Origin of the sequence: Azospirillum sp. B510 (assembly GCF_000010725.1) — a bacterium.
In the GTDB taxonomy this organism is placed as follows: domain Bacteria; phylum Pseudomonadota; class Alphaproteobacteria; order Azospirillales; family Azospirillaceae; genus Azospirillum; species Azospirillum lipoferum_B.
Genome location: NC_013854.1, coordinates 2127391 through 2142299, shown reverse-complemented (window position 1 = coordinate 2142299; position 14909 = coordinate 2127391). Strand labels below are relative to the sequence as shown.

The following is a 14909-nucleotide window of genomic DNA, read 5'->3' as shown; positions in this document are numbered from 1 at the left end:
GAGGACCGCCATGCGTCACGGCGTTTCGGGACGTAAGTTCAGCAAGACCAGCAGCCACCGCAAGGCCATGTTCTCGAACATGGCGAATGCGGTGATCAAGCACGAGCAGATCACCACCACCCTGCCGAAGGCGAAGGACCTGCGTCCGATCGTCGACAAGCTGATCACGCTCGGCAAGAAGGGTGGCCTTGCCAACCGTCGCCTGGCTTTCGCCCAACTGCGCGACAACGACACGGTGACCAAGCTGTTCACCGTCCTGGCCGACCGCTACAAGGACCGTCAGGGTGGCTACAGCCGCGTCCTGAAGGCCGGCTTCCGCTATGGCGACGCCGCCGACATGGCCGTGTTCGAGCTGGTCGACCGCGATGTTTCGGCCAAGGGCCAGAACTCCGGCCCGACCCAGGAGACCGCCGAGGTCGAGACCGCCGAGTAAGCGTGCCGGCCTTGCGTGCTGGCCGTCCGGACCGTGCGGCATCGGGTCTCAGGACTTCTTGTCGTACGGGACGGAACCGCCTACATTGGCATTATCCAAGACCCTTCCTTCGGGCCAAGCCCCGAGGGAAGGGTTTTCTCATATGTGGCCGGTCGAATGTTGCGTTCTCTTTACACGCGCCTACAGCGCCTGTCCGCCCGCGACGATGCCGTCTGGTGGATGTCGGCGATCTCCTTCGCCGAAAGCTCCTTCTTCCCATTGCCACCGGACGTGATGCTGGTGCCGATGTGCCTGGAGAAGCCGAAGCGACTTTGGTTCTATACCAACATCTGTGCGCTCGCGTCGCTGCTGGGCGGCCTGCTCGGCTACGCGCTGGGCTTCTATCTGTTCGAGAGCGTCGGGCGGATGATCATCGACTTCTACAACGCGCAGGAGTCGTTCCAGCATTTCCAGGAGATGTTCGCCGAATTCGGCCCCTGGTTCCTGATCCTGAAGGGGGTTACGCCGATCCCCTACAAGCTACTGACGATCACCGCCGGATTCGCCCATCTCGACCTGACGGTCTTCGTCCTCTGTTCGATCGTCGCCCGTTTCTCCCGCTTCTACATGATCGCGATCCTGATGCACTTCTACGGGCCGCAGGTTCAGCGGATCATCGAGAAGCGTCTGATGCTGGTGGCCACCGTCCTTCTGGTCGTGGTGGTCGGCGGCCTGCTCAGCTTCAAGTTCGTCTGACCGGGACGGGTCAGTCCGGCATGCCCTGGTCCGGGCGGTCGCGCCGGGACGGCGGCAGGGCGTCGCGGTCGGCGCGGTCGCGGCGCACGATCAGGACGATGGCGACGGCCACGAACAGGCCGCCCAGAAGCGGGACGATCATCTCGGCCATGCCGACATTGGGCAGAGCCAACGCGCGCGAGGCCAGCATGACGAGGCCGAGGAGGAGCAGAGCCAGCAGCAACCGCCAGGAGCGGTGACGCGGTTGCCCGCCCTCCGGTTTCGATGTCATTTCAGTCATTCCCTTCTTGTGGTGGTTATCGGCATAGTGGGGGCCGAATGGGGGATGGTCCAGAGGGGTGTGGCATTCCGTCATGCCCAAAGGCCCTCCTCGCAACAAGAAGAATAGGAGCCGTCGTGGCTAAGTTCCGTCCGGTCCATCTCATCGCCCCGCTTCTGGCCGTGGTTCTGATCGGCCTGTCGGCCTGCGCCGACCAGTCGGGGGGGCGTCCGGCCAACGGCCCGGCCCCCACCGTCACCGTGGTCCCCGGCCCCTCCACGCCGCGTGGCGGTGCCGACGACCAGTCGCTGCGGATCGATGGCGGCACCGGCGCCGGCGGTTCCTGTCAGGCCCAGTGCGAGCGCAGCCACAATGCCTGCATGGATTCGGTGGCGGCGCGCACCCTCGGTGGCATCGACCGCACCGAATCGACCCCCTTCAGCCCGACCGACAATTGCGGTTTCCAGCTGAAACAGTGCTATCAGCGCTGCAACTCGGTGCGCTGAGGCGGAGATGGCGAAACGCGGCGAGTCGGGCGGTGATGCCGGGCTGTTCGAGTCGGCGGCTCCCCGCCCGCTCGCCGACCGGTTGCGCCCGCGCACGCTGGACGAGGTGGTCGGGCAGGATCATCTGTTGAAGCCCGACGGGCCGCTGGGCCGCATGGTGGCGGCGCGGCGGCTGGCCTCCATGATCCTGTGGGGGCCGCCCGGCTGCGGCAAGACCACCATCGCCCGCCTGCTGGCCCACAGCACCGACCTGCATTTCGAACCGCTGTCGGCGGTCTTCTCCGGCGTCGCCGATCTGCGCAAGGTCTTCGACGCCGCCCGCGCCCGCCGGGCGGCGGGGCAGGGCACGCTGCTGTTCATCGACGAGATCCATCGTTTCAACCGTTCCCAGCAGGACGGCTTCCTGCCCTTCGTCGAGGACGGCACCGTCACGCTGGTGGGCGCCACCACCGAGAATCCATCCTTCGAGTTGAACGCCGCCTTGCTGTCGCGGGCGCAGGTCTTCGTCCTGAACCGGCTGGACGATGCGGCGCTGGAAAAGCTGCTGTCGCGGGCCGAGGCGGAGATGGGGAGGCCGCTGCCGCTGGACGCCGACGCCCGCGCCGCGGTGAAGGCGATGGCCGATGGCGACGGCCGCTTCTGCCTCAACCTGTGCGAGGAGCTCTTCGCCTTGCCGGGTGCCGCGGTGCTGGACACCAACGCGCTCGCCGCCACCATCCAGCGCCGCGCCCCGCTCTATGACAAGGCGCAGGAGGGGCATTACAATCTGATCAGTGCCCTGCACAAGTCGTTGCGCGGGTCCGACACCGATGCGGCGCTCTACTGGTACAGCCGCATGCTGGATGGCGGCGAGGATCCGCGCTACATCGCGCGGCGCCTGACCCGTTTCGCGGTGGAGGATGTCGGTCTGGCCGACCCCAACGCCCTGACCCAGGCGATCGCCGCCTGGGAGGCCTATGAAAGGCTGGGCAGCCCGGAGGGCGAACTGGCCCTGGCGCAGCTGGTCATCTATCTGGGGACGGCGCCCAAGTCGAATGCGGGCTACACGGCCTACAAAGCGGCGGTGCGCGCGGCGAAGGAAACCGGCTCCCTGATGCCGCCCAAGCATATCCTGAACGCGCCGACCAAGCTGATGAAGAGCATCGGCTACGGCAAGGGGTACGAGTACGACCACGACACGGCGGAGGGCTTTTCCGGCCAGAACTACTTCCCCGAGGGGATGGCGCGGCGCGCGTTCTATCAGCCCGTCGAGCGCGGTTTCGAGCGCGATCTGCGCAAGCGCCTGGATTACTGGGCCAAGCTGCGCGAGCGGCGCGGAGAGGAGTAGGCCGTCCGGTTGGGGGTACCGGCCGGCGACTTCCGGGATTACGGCTCAGGCCGCCATCCCGTCCGCCGGGGCCGAGGCGATGAGACGGTAGTGGCTGGTGTCGGCGAGGACCGAACAGCTCAGGGTCTTGAACACGCCATCGTCTTCGGTGCAGACGACGCGGGCATGGGGAATGCCCAGCAGGTTGACCGTCGCCGTTACCCGCCAACCGCGGCCACCGGCGCTGCCGATCGCCTGGAAAACCTGTCCGATCTGGACATGCTTCTTGCTCATGACGGAATGCCCTCGGACGGCCGGCGACCGATCGGGCCGGCCTGTTGCGCCAAATTTCAATCGACAGTTAAGCGCAGCGGCGAGTCGCGATCAACAGGGAAACGGCCGTGACATCGGCGGTCCGGCGGCGGCGGTCCGGCGGCCGGGCCTGAAATATCACGGACGCGGGCGTCCGGCGCCCGCCGTGCCGGTCAGCAACCGGATTTCGGCAGCGCCTCGATCTTCTCCAGCACCGCATTGACGGTGAAGTCGCCATAGTCGATCAGCATGGATTCGGCGATGCCGTTCTCCAGAAGATTCAGGCTCATCTCATATTCCGGCTGGGCCGAATCGCTCTGGAGCGGGAAGAAGGCCATGCGCACCGGCCAGGCCTTGCCCACCTTCAACAGCGGGCTCTTCGCCTCATCCTTCGGCGTGCCGGGCTTGCCGACCACGGTCGACACCTCGGTCGGACCCTCGGCGTCGGAACCGTCGAAGATGGTGCGCGAGAAGAAGGGCTCGCCCCGTTCCGCATGGTCCAGGATCGCCAGCGTGTGGGCGGTGGGGAACATGGTGCGGGCCGGCAGATCCATCTCCTGCGGCTCCGGCTTGGTGAACTGGGCGGTGCCGGCGCCGTCGGCGTTGAGGTTCGCCTCGCCGCGCACCTCCTCGTCCACCTCGCCGTTGACCAGCTTGCGGACATTGAAGCGGTAGCGCAGGCCGTTCTTCGCCTCCCAGGTCGTGTAGTTGGTGTTCATCGCCATGTCGTCGCCTTCGCTATAGACGAAGCGCAACTGGAAACGCTGCTCCGTCGTCCAGCCATCGCAGGCGTCGGCCCATTCGAACATCATGCGTCCGCGGACGTCGCTGACCTTCGACCCGTTGCGCGCCGAGGCCAGCGCCATGGTGTAGATCGCGCGGTGCGGCTGGATCCTGGCCGACATCGCCGCCAACGAGGTCGCCGCAGGCTGTGCCAGGGCGGGGGAGGCCGCGAGGAAGGCGCCGGTGGAGATGGCGGCTGCGAGGACCGCGCCAACGGTTGCCGGGCCAATGGTTGCCGGAAAGGCGGAAAGACGCTCGAGCAAGGCGGGATCCACAGGTGATTGACGGCACTGGGTGAAGTATGGGTGTTTTTCCCGCGGTCCGAAAGGCCCGCCACCCGAATGTCCTAATCAATGGAAGGGAACCGCCGGAATGACAAGCCCCGCCGAGATGCCGCTTGCGGCGCAGTCGGACAGTCCAGCATCCCGCCCGGTGCTGTTGCTGACCCGCCACCTTCCCGATGCGGTGGAGGCGCGGGCGGCGCGCGATTACCGGGCGGTGCTGAATCCTCAGGACCAGGCGCTCGGCGGGCGGGAGATCGCCGACCGTGCCGCGGCCACCGGGGCCGATGCCGTGCTCTGCTGCGCCGGTGACCGGCTGGACGCCGCCGCCATCGCGGCCCTGCCGCCGCGGGTCCGGGTGCTGGCGACCTTCTCCGTCGGGACCGACCATATCGACCTGGAGGCGGCGCGGGCCCGTGGCCTGACCGTGACCAACACGCCCGACGTCCTGACCGACGCCACCGCCGACATCGCCCTGCTGCTGCTGCTGGGGGCCGCGCGCCGCGCGTCGGAGGGGGAGCGGATGATCCGCGCCGGCGCCTGGACCGGCTGGACCCCGACCCAACTGATGGGCACCCATGTCGGAGGCAAGCGGCTGGGCATCATCGGCATGGGCCGCATCGGCCAGGCGGTGGCGGCGCGCGCCCGCGCCTTCGGCATGACCATCCATTACAGCAACCGCCGCCGCCTGCCGCCGGACCAGGAACTGGGCGCCACCCATCACGCCGATCCCGAGGCGATGCTGCCGGTCTGCGATGTCCTGTCGCTCCATTTCCCGGCCACGGCGGAAACCCGGCATTGGCTGAACGCCGACCGGATCGGGCGGCTGCCGCCGGGGGCCATTCTGGTCAACACCGCGCGCGGTAGTGTGGTGGACGACGCCGCGCTGATCGACGCGCTGAAGTGCGGTCGGCTGGCCGCCGCCGGGCTCGACGTGTTCGAGAACGAGCCGAACCTGCATCCGGGCTATCGTGATCTTCCCAACGCCTTCCTGCTGCCGCATCTGGGCAGCGCCACGGTGGAGACGCGCAACGCCATGGGGTTCAGGGCGCTCGACAACATCGACGCGGTGATGGCGGGCCGGCCGGCGCCCGACCGCGTCGTTTGATGCCGGCCCGGCAGTGATTTCCTGCCCCGAACGGATGGGGTGGGCAGAAGATTCCGGGCGGGGTGGGAAAGAGGTTCCTCCCCGCCGGGTGATCCGGCGGCGCAATCGTTCAAAAATGCATAAAATGCGTGATATCCGCGGGTGCGGCGGGTTGGCACGCTGGTTGCTTGGGTATGGCCGAAGTGTTCCGACCTTCATCTGAGGAGCCGACCCCATGAACGCCTTCGTCGCCGCCCTGGACCTGAAGCACCATGCCTCCGACCGTTTCGATGCGCCGGTCGGTTGGTCGCCGGTCGCGCTGGCTTCGCGCGTCGCGCTTCTGCGGGGGACCGAGCGTCAGTCGCTGGACGAGACGATCTCCCTGCTCGCGGAGGCCAAGGAGACGATCGCCGAATTGCAGGAGCGCATCGCCTACCTTGAAAGCCTGACGATGACGGACGAGCTGACCGGCCTGCTGAACCGCCGTGGCTTCTACAGCCACTTCCGGCGCGAGCTGGCGTCGGCCCGCCGCAACGGCAGCGCCGGCGGCCTGCTGGTCATGATCGACCTCGATGGCTTCAAGGCCATCAACGACACCCATGGCCATATCGCCGGCGATGCCTATCTGCGCCAGGTGGCGCGCATGATCGTCGGCAATGTCAGGCAGGAGGATGTCGTGGCCCGGCTGGGCGGCGACGAGTTCGCCGTGCTGCTGACCAACACCGACACCGCCAGCGGCCTCGCCCGCGCCCGCCAGCTCGCCGCCATCGCCGACGCCACCCATGTCGAATGGGGCGGGGAGACCCTGCCGGTGCGCTTCTCCGTCGGCACCCAGCCCTATGGCGCCGGGGACAACGAGGACGAGGTGATGCGCCGTGCCGATGCCATGATGTATGGCGCCAAGGGAGCGCGCCGGCGCGACGCCAAGCGCAAGACGAAGCGGGCGGCCTGACCGGCCATTCGCCGCGAATTGCCGTCGGGGACAATCCAGCCCGCCCAACCGGAACCGCCCGCACTTGCCGCGGGCGGTTTTCCCTTTTCCGACAGGGCGGTCGCGGTCGCTTGGGGATGTCCGCCAGCTGTCCGGTAACGACTATTTAACCGTCGCGACCTAATCAGAAAGAGGGTATACCGGAATTGCGATCCGGCGAACGCGTCTTTGCCCGATCGGTCGGGAGGCGGCGTGAACGCGGGGGTTCGGACCCAGGGAGGATGCATGTCAGCGGAGCCGGACGGTCGCCTGTCGACCGGTGGTAAGCCGACCAAGACCGTCCTCATCGTCGAGGACAACGAGCTGAACATGAAGCTCTTTCATGATCTGCTCGAAGCCCACGGCTATGGCACGCTGCAGACCCGCGAAGGTGTGGAGGCGATGCGGTTGGCCCGCGAACACCGTCCCGACCTGATCCTGATGGACATCCAGTTGCCGGAAGTTTCCGGATTGGAGGTCACCCGCTGGATCAAGGACGATCCGGAGTTGAAGAGCATCCCGGTCGTCGCCGTCACCGCCTTTGCCATGAAGGGCGACGAAGAGAAAATCCGTCAGGGCGGCTGCGAGGATTATGTGGCGAAGCCCATATCCGTCGTGAAGTTTCTGGAAACGGTTAAGAAGTTTCTCGGTTAAGTCGTTTTTCTTTGTGGCAATACTGCAGGATTTTCATTCCGATGTCCGCGCGTGTTCTGGTTGTCGATGACGTTCTGCCCAATGTGAAGCTGCTCGCGGCGAAGCTGACGCGCGAGTACTTCAACGTGCTGACGGCCTCCAACGGACCGGACGCGCTGGAGATGGTGCGGACGGAATCGCCGGACATCGTCCTGCTGGACGTGATGATGCCGGGCATGGACGGATTCGAGGTTTGCGAGAAGATCCGGTCCGACCCCGCCACCATGCACATCCCGGTGGTGATGGTCACGGCGCTGTCGGACATCGCCGACCGTGTCCGTGGCCTGGAGGCGGGGGCGGATGACTTCCTGACCAAGCCGGTGAACGACATCGCGCTGTTCGCGCGCGTCCGCTCGCTGGTGCGGCTGAAGATGATGATGGATGAATGGCGCCTGCGCGAAAGCACGTCGGGCCAGTTCGGCGTCATCGAGCGCAGCGGCACCATGCTGAGCGAATCCTTCGAGCGCGCCAGCGTGCTGGTGCTGGAGGACTCCGTCCTCGACCTGGAGAAGGTGACGGAGACCCTGCAACGCGACCACAACACGGTGATGTCGGCCGATACCTGTGCCAAGGCGCTGGAGCGGGCGTTGGGCGGTTCGCTGGATCTGGTGGTGGTCAGCCTGACCCTGCTGAACGAGGACGGGCTGCGGCTCTGCTCGCAACTGCGCTCTCACGAGCGCACGCGGCAGGTGCCGATCCTTCTGATGGTGGATGACGGCGACCTGGGGCAGGTGGCCAAGGGGCTGGAGCTCGGCGCCAACGACTATGTCGTCAAGCCGGTCGACCGCAACGAGCTGCTGGCCCGCGCCCGCACCCAGATCCGGCGCAAGCGCTATCAGGAACGGCTGCGCTCCAATTACGAGCAGAGCCTTTCGATGGCGCTGACCGACAGCCTGACCGGCGTCTTCAACCGCCGCTATGTCAACGCCCATCTGCCCCGGCTGCTGGAACGCGCCATCGACAGCCACAAGCCGGTGTCGGTGCTGATGTTCGACATCGACCATTTCAAGGTGGTCAACGACACCTACGGCCACGCCATCGGCGACGAGGTTCTGCGCGAGGTGTCCGCCCGTTCCAGCCGCAATCTCCGCACCTTCGATCTCGTCGCCCGGCTCGGCGGCGAGGAGTTCATCGTCATCCTGCCGGACACCGACGGGGAGGCGGCGCTGATCGTCGCCGAGCGTCTGCGCTCGCGCATCGCCGACACCCCCTTCGCCGTATCGTCCGAGCGTGGGGAGATCAATGTGACGGTCTCGATCGGGATATCGATCGGCGGCCGGCTGGGCGACACCGCCGAGGGGCTGATCCGTCGCGCCGACGAGGCGCTGTACGAGGCCAAACGGTCGGGCCGCAACTGTGTCATCGCCGACGCGCGCGCCGATCAGATGGATGGGTAGGAGGGACGGAAAGGCTCCCTCTTTTTTGTCATCTTGCCGGTCCTGCTGCGTCGCACCATGTGCCAGAGCCATTCCTTCAACCGGCATCCATGGGGGACCGATGTTCGCCACCACCAGCGGCGCCATCACCCATCTGGGGAGCAGCAGCCTTCTCGTTCCGCTTTCCGCCGTCTATGCCACGGCGCTGTGGCGCCATAATTCGGCGCCGCTGGCTCTGCGCTGGCTGCTGGCATTGGCCTTCTGTCTTGGTGTCATGGTGGTTCTGAAGCTGGTTGGCCATGGCTGTGGCCTGCCGGAATTTCCTTTGTTTCCATCGCTGTTCGCCGGGGACCGTTTCGTCAGCCCCAGCGGGCACGCCGCCTTCTCCGCCGTCTTCTACGGGTCGGTGTCGGCGTTGGCGGCGCGCACCGCCGGCTCCCGCTGGCTCAGGATCGGATTGCCGCTGGCGGCGGTGGCGCTGGTGCTGGCCATCGGCGCCTCGCGCGTCGCCATCTCAGCCCATTCCTGGGCCGAGGTGACGGCCGGGTTGATGATCGGCACGCTGTCGGTTCTGCTGTTCCTGTGGAGCAGCCGCAAGGACGCGGTCCCGCGCCTGCGCCCCTCGCCCTGGCTGCTGGGCGCGCTGGCGCTTGGGTTGGCCCTGCTGGTCCACGCCGGCGATCCATCCTTCGTCGAGCGGACGATCCGCTGGGCGGCCCATCTGCTGGGCCGCGGGGCGGAGCTGTGCGCGCTGGTGGGGCGGGTGCTGCCGGGCTTCGGCGGATAAACCCACCAAGCCGGGTGAAGCCGGCGGCATCCTGTGTTATGACGGACGGCCGCGCGCGGTTTCGCCGACGCGGCGCCATCGGCGTTGCCGCATGAGTCAAGGACTTGCGTCGCGCTGCGCAAGATTCTATACCGGCGCCGCGTTTCCGTTCCGTTCCGTTCCGCTTTGGTCTGGGCAGCTCAGCACCGCATGTCGCTTTTCGATGCCTTGCCGCGTGGCCCTTCGTCGAGGGGCGCCGCCATCCCCTTCGGTCAGGAGGAGCTGACGCGCGTCTTCGACGCCAAGACGTTGCAGCGTGGCCGCACGCTGATGATGACGGGGGCCGTCACGCTGGGCTCTCCCGGTGGCGACCGCATCGAGGCGGAGGTCAGCGATCTCGGCCGCCGGCTGGCGGTGACGGTGATCCCGGTGCAGGGCAAGCGCGGCGTCGTGCTGGAGCGGACCTGTAGCTGTGGCCGCAACGCCTGCGCCCATATGGCGGCGGCGGCGATGCTGGCGCTGGAAAGCCGGCCGGAGTGGCGCCGCGCCTCCCTGTTCGATGTGGCCGACGTCAAGGCGCCGCTGGCGCCGCCGCCTCTTCCCACGCCGCCCGTCGCCGGCCCGCCGACGGTGGCGGGGCCACCCGCGCCCAAACCGCCGCTCACCCTGGTCCGTCCGCCGGCCATCCATCCGCCAGCCGTCCATCCGCCGGTCCCGCGGCTTGCCCCGCCGCCTCCCCCGTCGGCGCCGGAGCCGGTGCGCGGCCTGCGCTGGACGCTGGAGCCGGGGCAGGGCGATGTCGCCTGCTACATCCTGGCGGAATTCGTGACGGACGGAACCGCCGACATCAGCCCGGCCACCCCGCGCGACGTGCTGGCCAAGGCGCCGCGCTCGCTGGACGGCGATGCCGACCGCGCCATCGCCCGTCTGCTCGGCGGCGGCGGCACCGAGCGCACCCCCGTCGCCAAGAGCCGGGGCGAGGCGGTGGACCGCCTGCTGCGCCGCCTGCTCTCCACCGGGCGGCTGCGCTGGCGCGACGGCACCCCGCTGGCCGAAGCGCCGGGCCGCACCGTCCGTACCTTCCGCGACCCCGCCACCCGCAAGCTGCGCCCGACCGGCCTGCCGGAACGCGGCATCCTGCTGAAGGGCCAGTCCTATTGGTGCGTCGACAGCGCCACCGGCACCGTCTTTCCCGTCGATCTCCAGGTCGTGGAGGTGCCGAAGGCCAAGCCGGTGCCGCCCGCGCCGCTTCCGCCGCCGGTGCCGTCCAAGGCGACGCCGTCCCGCCTGTTCGCCCCCGCGCGCGGCGGTGTCGCCGCGATGCCGCGCATCACTCCGCCGCCACCCTCGATCACAGCTCCCGGCTTCCGCGACAATGCCATTCCCGGCGTGCGCAGCGGGGCGGCCGATGCGGCGGCCATCGTCGATCGTTCCCCGCGGATCATCGCGCGGCTGGGCCGGGTGGTGACGCCGGCCGACGGGCTGGTCGACGTGCTGCGGCTGTCCTTCGACTATGGCGAGGATGGCTGTCCGGTGGAGATCGAGCCCGACGACCAGCGCCAGTTCGCCCGTTACGAGGACGAGTTCGGCGAGGTCGTCTTCGTCCGCCGCGACAAGGCGGACGAGCAGGGGGCGCTGGACCGGCTGTCCGGCCTCGGCTTCGCCCAGGCGAGGATCGAGCCGCCCAAGGGGGCTTTGAACGCCCGCGGTGCCCGCGTCCATTGGTTGACCGGTCGCGATGTCGAGGAGCGCTGGCAGCATTTCCTCACCAACGAGATTCCCGCCCTGACCAGGGCCGGCTGGATCGTCGAGGTCGGCGCCGATTTCGGCACCAGGGTGATCGAACCGGGGGCCGAGGTCGACGTCGCGGTGCGCGATGCCGGTGACGGCTGGTTCGACCTGGATGTCGGCGTCGAGATCGACGGCGAGCGCCAGCCGTTGCTGCCGATCCTGGCCCGGCTGGTGGAAAAGGGCGGCTTGTCGAGCACGCGGGTCATCGATGGCCGGGCCCACATCGTTCTCGACGACGGCAACGTCCTGGCCCTGCCGGCCGAGCGCATCGAACGGCTGCTCAGCGTTCTGGAAGCCATGCTGGACAGCGGGCGCAGCAGCGGCGACCGGTTGAAGGTGCCGCTGGCCGAGGCCGACTCGCTGCTGGACATCGACGACCTGATCGCCCGGCGCGGCGACGGGGCGGCGCAGATCGACGGCTATCTCCAGCGCCTGCGCGCCGACGAGATGCCGGGCGACATGACGCCGCCGCCTGGCTTCCGGGGCGAGCTGCGCGATTATCAGCGCGCCGGCCTCGCCTGGATGCAGAGCCTGCGGGCCAACAACGTCGCCGGCATCCTGGCCGACGACATGGGGCTGGGCAAGACCGCCCAGACCCTGGCCCATATCGCCATGGAGGAGCATGAGGGCCGCCTGACCGAGCCCTGCCTGGTCGTGGTGCCGACCAGCCTGGTGCCCAACTGGACGGCGGAGGCCGAGCGCTTCACCCCGCATCTGCGGGTGGTGGTGCTGCATGGCGTCGACCGTCACGGCAAGTTGGCCGAGATCGACCGCGCCCACATCGTCGTGACCACCTATGGCGTGGTGGCGCGCGACCTTGACCTGTTGAAGCGCCTGACCTGGCACATGATCGTGCTGGACGAGGCGCAGGCTATCAAGAACCCCGACGGCAAGGCGACCCGCGCGGTGGCGGCCCTGCCGGCGCGGCACCGGCTCTGCCTGTCCGGCACCCCGGTGGAGAACAATCTGGGCGAGCTGTGGAGCCAGTTCGCCTTCCTGATGCCGGGTCTGCTGGGCGACCGCAAGGAGTTCGGCAAACGCTATCGCGTGCCGATCGAGAAGCGCGGCGACAACACCCGCGCCAATCTGTTGATGCGCCGCATCCGTCCCTTCCTGCTCCGTCGCACCAAGGAGGCGGTGGCCAAGGAGCTGCCGCCGAAGACCGAGGTGGTGGTGCGCATCGACCTGGAGCGCGACCAGCGCGACCTCTACGAGACCATCCGCCTGTCGGTGAACGAGACGGTGCGCGCGGCGCTGGCCGCCAGCGGCAGGGGGCTGGGCCAGAACACCATCGCGGTGATCGACGCGCTCCTGAAGCTGCGTCAGGTCTGCTGCGACCCGCGCCTGCTGAAATCGATCGCCGCCCTGGGCGGCAAGGCGCGGCCGAGCGCCAAGCTGCACGCCCTGACCGGGATGGTGAAGGAGATGGTGCCGGAAGGCCGGCGCATCCTGATCTTCTCGCAATTCACCACCATGCTCGACCTGATCAAGCTGGAGCTGGAGAAGGCGGCCATACCCTATGTCGAGCTGACCGGCCGCACGCTGGACCGGGCCCTGCCGGTGAACCGCTTCCAGAACCGCGAGGTTCCGGTCTTCCTGATCAGCCTGAAGGCCGGCGGGCGCGGCCTGAATCTGACCGCCGCCGACACGGTGATCCATTACGATCCCTGGTGGAATCCGGCGGCGGAGGATCAGGCCACCGACCGCGCCTATCGCATCGGCCAGGACAAGCCGGTCTTCGTCTACAAGCTGATCGCCGCCAACACGGTGGAGGAGCGCATCCTCGACCTCCAGCGCCGCAAGGGCAGCCTGTCGGCCGCCACCATCGAGGGCAAGGGTCTGGTCAGCGCGCTCGACGGTGGCGACATCGACTATCTGCTCGGTGACGGTGAGGAGGAGTAGAGAGCGAGATCTGCCGCTTTCCTGAAATTTGACCGTTGCCACACCTCTTCAAATATGCAAAACGCTTTGGCATTGCTCGTTTATGGTGGGGGCGTGATCGTGTGCGGCAAAAGATCGGTTAAACCGGACTCGTGGAAGCGCTCTTCCCGCTTCAGGCCCGGGATGGTCTGAATGATGATGCCACCAGACCTTTTTTCGGCGGTCGACTACTACACGGAACGCGACGAGTCGGGCCTTACGGCCGACGATGCTCTTAAAGAATTTCCGCCGGGCACCGGAATTCTCATAGAGGAAGCGGAGAAAAAAGTTGAAGCTGGAAAATTAACAATAGAGATATTTAAAACAGAAGGGGAATACTCCCAGGATCGACAAGCTTTACATGATTTAATTTTTTCGGCTGTCTTCTCCGATGAGTGGATCGAAAAAGCCAAACCGGAAAAAGGCCGGCCCCCTACATTCATCATGCTCGGGGGCGCGGGGGATCGGGAAAGAGTTGGTTCAAAGGCAAAGTCTATGATCCGGACCATTACATCGTCCTTGACGCCGACACCATCAAGGAGATGCTGCCGGGGTATGAGGGGTGGAATGCCTACCTCTTTCATGACGAATCTTCCGAGCTGTTTGACAGGCTTACGGATGCCGCGTTCGATCTTGGGCTGAACCTTGTTCACGACGCAACGCTGAAGACGACAGACAAGGCGGTGGCGCTGATCAAGCGTTTCAAGGATGCTGGTTATCGCGTTGAACTGCACTATATGTATTTATCGAGGAAAACGGCGATCCAAAGGGCGGTCAACCGCTTCCTTGGAAAGTCGGGTCGCTTCGTTCCGCCTGAGGTGATATTGTTGAACACACGGAACGAAGCGTCGTTTGACGCTGTTAAGGATTCGGCGGATGCCTGGAGCTTTCGCGATAACGACGTGCCTTCGGGGCAGCCGCCCAAATTGATCTCGGAGAAAGTGGAATGAGCCACAAGCTGACGGCTGAGCAAATCGAGAGGTACGACGGCTTTGATTGCCGCCCGGCTTCCGATCCACAAAATCCGATCAAAATTCCGCAATATCTGCAAGATTTGATTGCAAAGAAGAAGGCTGAAGCCGCAGCGCTGGCTTCGAGCCAAGCGTCAGATGCGAACAGCGCCATTCAGAAGAGCAATGTCACGTCGACGGTTGCTGTCGAGATAAATCGGGAGGCGTATGATGTTTCCCTTTCATCCGCCCCTAGTCGGCAATTCAATGATTTCATGGTGAAGCTGGTCGCGGCAAAAGAAGAAAGAAAGAAAAATAGGAGGAAAAGAAGGTCAAGGCTGGAGTATTTAAAAGCCAAGGCGATAAATTTCTCCGCCCTGAAATCTTCTTCAGGAGAACCGGGTGAGGATCTTAGCCATGCCATGTTGCCGAAAGGGGTTGTGAAGTCCGGGGTATCTCTCGTGGCTGGTGGCGCTCGCAATAAAAACAAAGATATCGAGCGCAAATATAATAATATGAGAGTTAAAAATTTACAGAATGTGTTGAGGGCCTGGATGAACAAGCAGGTTCATTGGAGTCACGTGATCACCGATCATGCTGAAGTGCGTTTGGTTAATGAAAAAGAAAGCCCTGAAAGCGAAAGAAATGAAGTGAAGAGCGTGGAGAATGGACGGTAAATAGTCTATCTCTTCTCAAGAATTCAATGCGATTGATGATAAATCGTGAATTATCCTCGAGGGG

Annotated in this window: 15 protein-coding genes; 12 read left to right on the top strand and 3 right to left on the bottom strand. The window is 65.9% G+C overall.

Annotation, left to right across the window (positions count from 1 at the left end; translation table 11 throughout):
- Positions 1 to 10 precede the first annotated feature (10 nt).
- Together rplQ and AZL_RS09875 are read left to right on the top strand one after the other, a co-directional pair.
- The gene (rplQ, locus tag AZL_RS09880) at positions 11 to 433 is read left to right on the top strand and encodes a 50S ribosomal protein L17 (RefSeq protein ID WP_012974488.1); all 423 of its coding nucleotides are present in this window, start codon (positions 11 to 13) and stop codon (positions 431 to 433) included.
- A 156-nt stretch (positions 434 to 589) separates the two neighbouring features.
- The gene (locus AZL_RS09875; protein WP_012974487.1) at positions 590 to 1168 is read left to right on the top strand and encodes a YqaA family protein; all 579 of its coding nucleotides are present in this window, start codon (positions 590 to 592) and stop codon (positions 1166 to 1168) included.
- 10 nt (positions 1169 to 1178) lie between these two features.
- On the opposite strand, the gene AZL_RS09870 is transcribed toward AZL_RS09875, so the two are convergent.
- Positions 1179 to 1439, bottom strand: coding sequence for a hypothetical protein (locus tag AZL_RS09870; protein WP_042442914.1), 261 nt, complete (start codon positions 1437 to 1439; stop codon positions 1179 to 1181).
- Between the two features lie 125 nt (positions 1440 to 1564).
- Here AZL_RS09870 and AZL_RS09865 point away from each other — a divergent pair, with 125 nt between their 5' ends.
- Positions 1565 to 1933: a hypothetical protein gene (locus AZL_RS09865; RefSeq protein WP_042442912.1), complete on the top strand. Its 369-nt coding sequence runs from the start codon at positions 1565 to 1567 to the stop codon at positions 1931 to 1933.
- Positions 1934 to 1940: 7 nt separating this feature from the next.
- The gene (locus AZL_RS09860; protein WP_012974486.1) at positions 1941 to 3260 is read left to right on the top strand and encodes a replication-associated recombination protein A; all 1320 of its coding nucleotides are present in this window, start codon (positions 1941 to 1943) and stop codon (positions 3258 to 3260) included.
- Positions 3261 to 3305: 45 nt separating this feature from the next.
- Here AZL_RS09860 and AZL_RS09855 read toward each other — a convergent pair whose 3' ends face one another.
- Together AZL_RS09855 and AZL_RS09850 are read right to left on the bottom strand one after the other, a co-directional pair.
- The gene (locus tag AZL_RS09855; protein ID WP_042442910.1) at positions 3306 to 3533 is read right to left on the bottom strand and encodes a hypothetical protein; all 228 of its coding nucleotides are present in this window, start codon (positions 3531 to 3533) and stop codon (positions 3306 to 3308) included.
- A gap of 191 nt (positions 3534 to 3724) precedes the next feature.
- Positions 3725 to 4597, bottom strand: a complete 873-nt coding sequence (locus AZL_RS09850; protein WP_148219279.1) for a cell envelope integrity EipB family protein — start codon at positions 4595 to 4597, stop codon at positions 3725 to 3727.
- A 109-nt stretch (positions 4598 to 4706) separates the two neighbouring features.
- Between AZL_RS09850 and AZL_RS09845 the strand changes: the two genes are divergently transcribed.
- The 8 genes from AZL_RS09845 to AZL_RS35400 all read left to right on the top strand — a co-directional run bounded on the left by AZL_RS09845 (position 4707) and on the right by AZL_RS35400 (position 14845).
- Complete coding sequence (locus tag AZL_RS09845; RefSeq protein WP_148219278.1) at positions 4707 to 5723, top strand: 2-hydroxyacid dehydrogenase; 1017 nt, start codon at positions 4707 to 4709, stop codon at positions 5721 to 5723.
- 214 nt (positions 5724 to 5937) lie between these two features.
- Entirely contained in the window at positions 5938 to 6654 is a 717-nt protein-coding gene (locus tag AZL_RS09840; protein WP_012974483.1) for a GGDEF domain-containing protein, read from the top strand.
- A gap of 264 nt (positions 6655 to 6918) precedes the next feature.
- Positions 6919 to 7326 (top strand): response regulator, encoded by a 408-nt coding sequence (locus AZL_RS09835; protein ID WP_012974482.1) that lies wholly within the window; start codon positions 6919 to 6921, stop codon positions 7324 to 7326.
- A 41-nt stretch (positions 7327 to 7367) separates the two neighbouring features.
- Positions 7368 to 8762 (top strand): PleD family two-component system response regulator, encoded by a 1395-nt coding sequence (locus AZL_RS09830; protein ID WP_012974481.1) that lies wholly within the window; start codon positions 7368 to 7370, stop codon positions 8760 to 8762.
- 100 nt (positions 8763 to 8862) lie between these two features.
- Complete coding sequence (locus tag AZL_RS09825; RefSeq protein WP_148219277.1) at positions 8863 to 9528, top strand: phosphatase PAP2 family protein; 666 nt, start codon at positions 8863 to 8865, stop codon at positions 9526 to 9528.
- A 189-nt stretch (positions 9529 to 9717) separates the two neighbouring features.
- Complete coding sequence (locus AZL_RS09820; protein WP_012974479.1) at positions 9718 to 13200, top strand: DEAD/DEAH box helicase; 3483 nt, start codon at positions 9718 to 9720, stop codon at positions 13198 to 13200.
- 413 nt (positions 13201 to 13613) lie between these two features.
- Complete coding sequence (locus AZL_RS09815) at positions 13614 to 14168, top strand: zeta toxin family protein (RefSeq protein WP_012974478.1); 555 nt, start codon at positions 13614 to 13616, stop codon at positions 14166 to 14168.
- A complete protein-coding gene (locus AZL_RS35400) occupies positions 14165 to 14845 on the top strand; it encodes a hypothetical protein (protein ID WP_148219276.1) in 681 nt (226 codons plus the stop codon). The genes AZL_RS09815 and AZL_RS35400 overlap by 4 nt, the downstream gene beginning before the upstream one ends.
- Positions 14846 to 14909 lie beyond the last annotated feature (64 nt).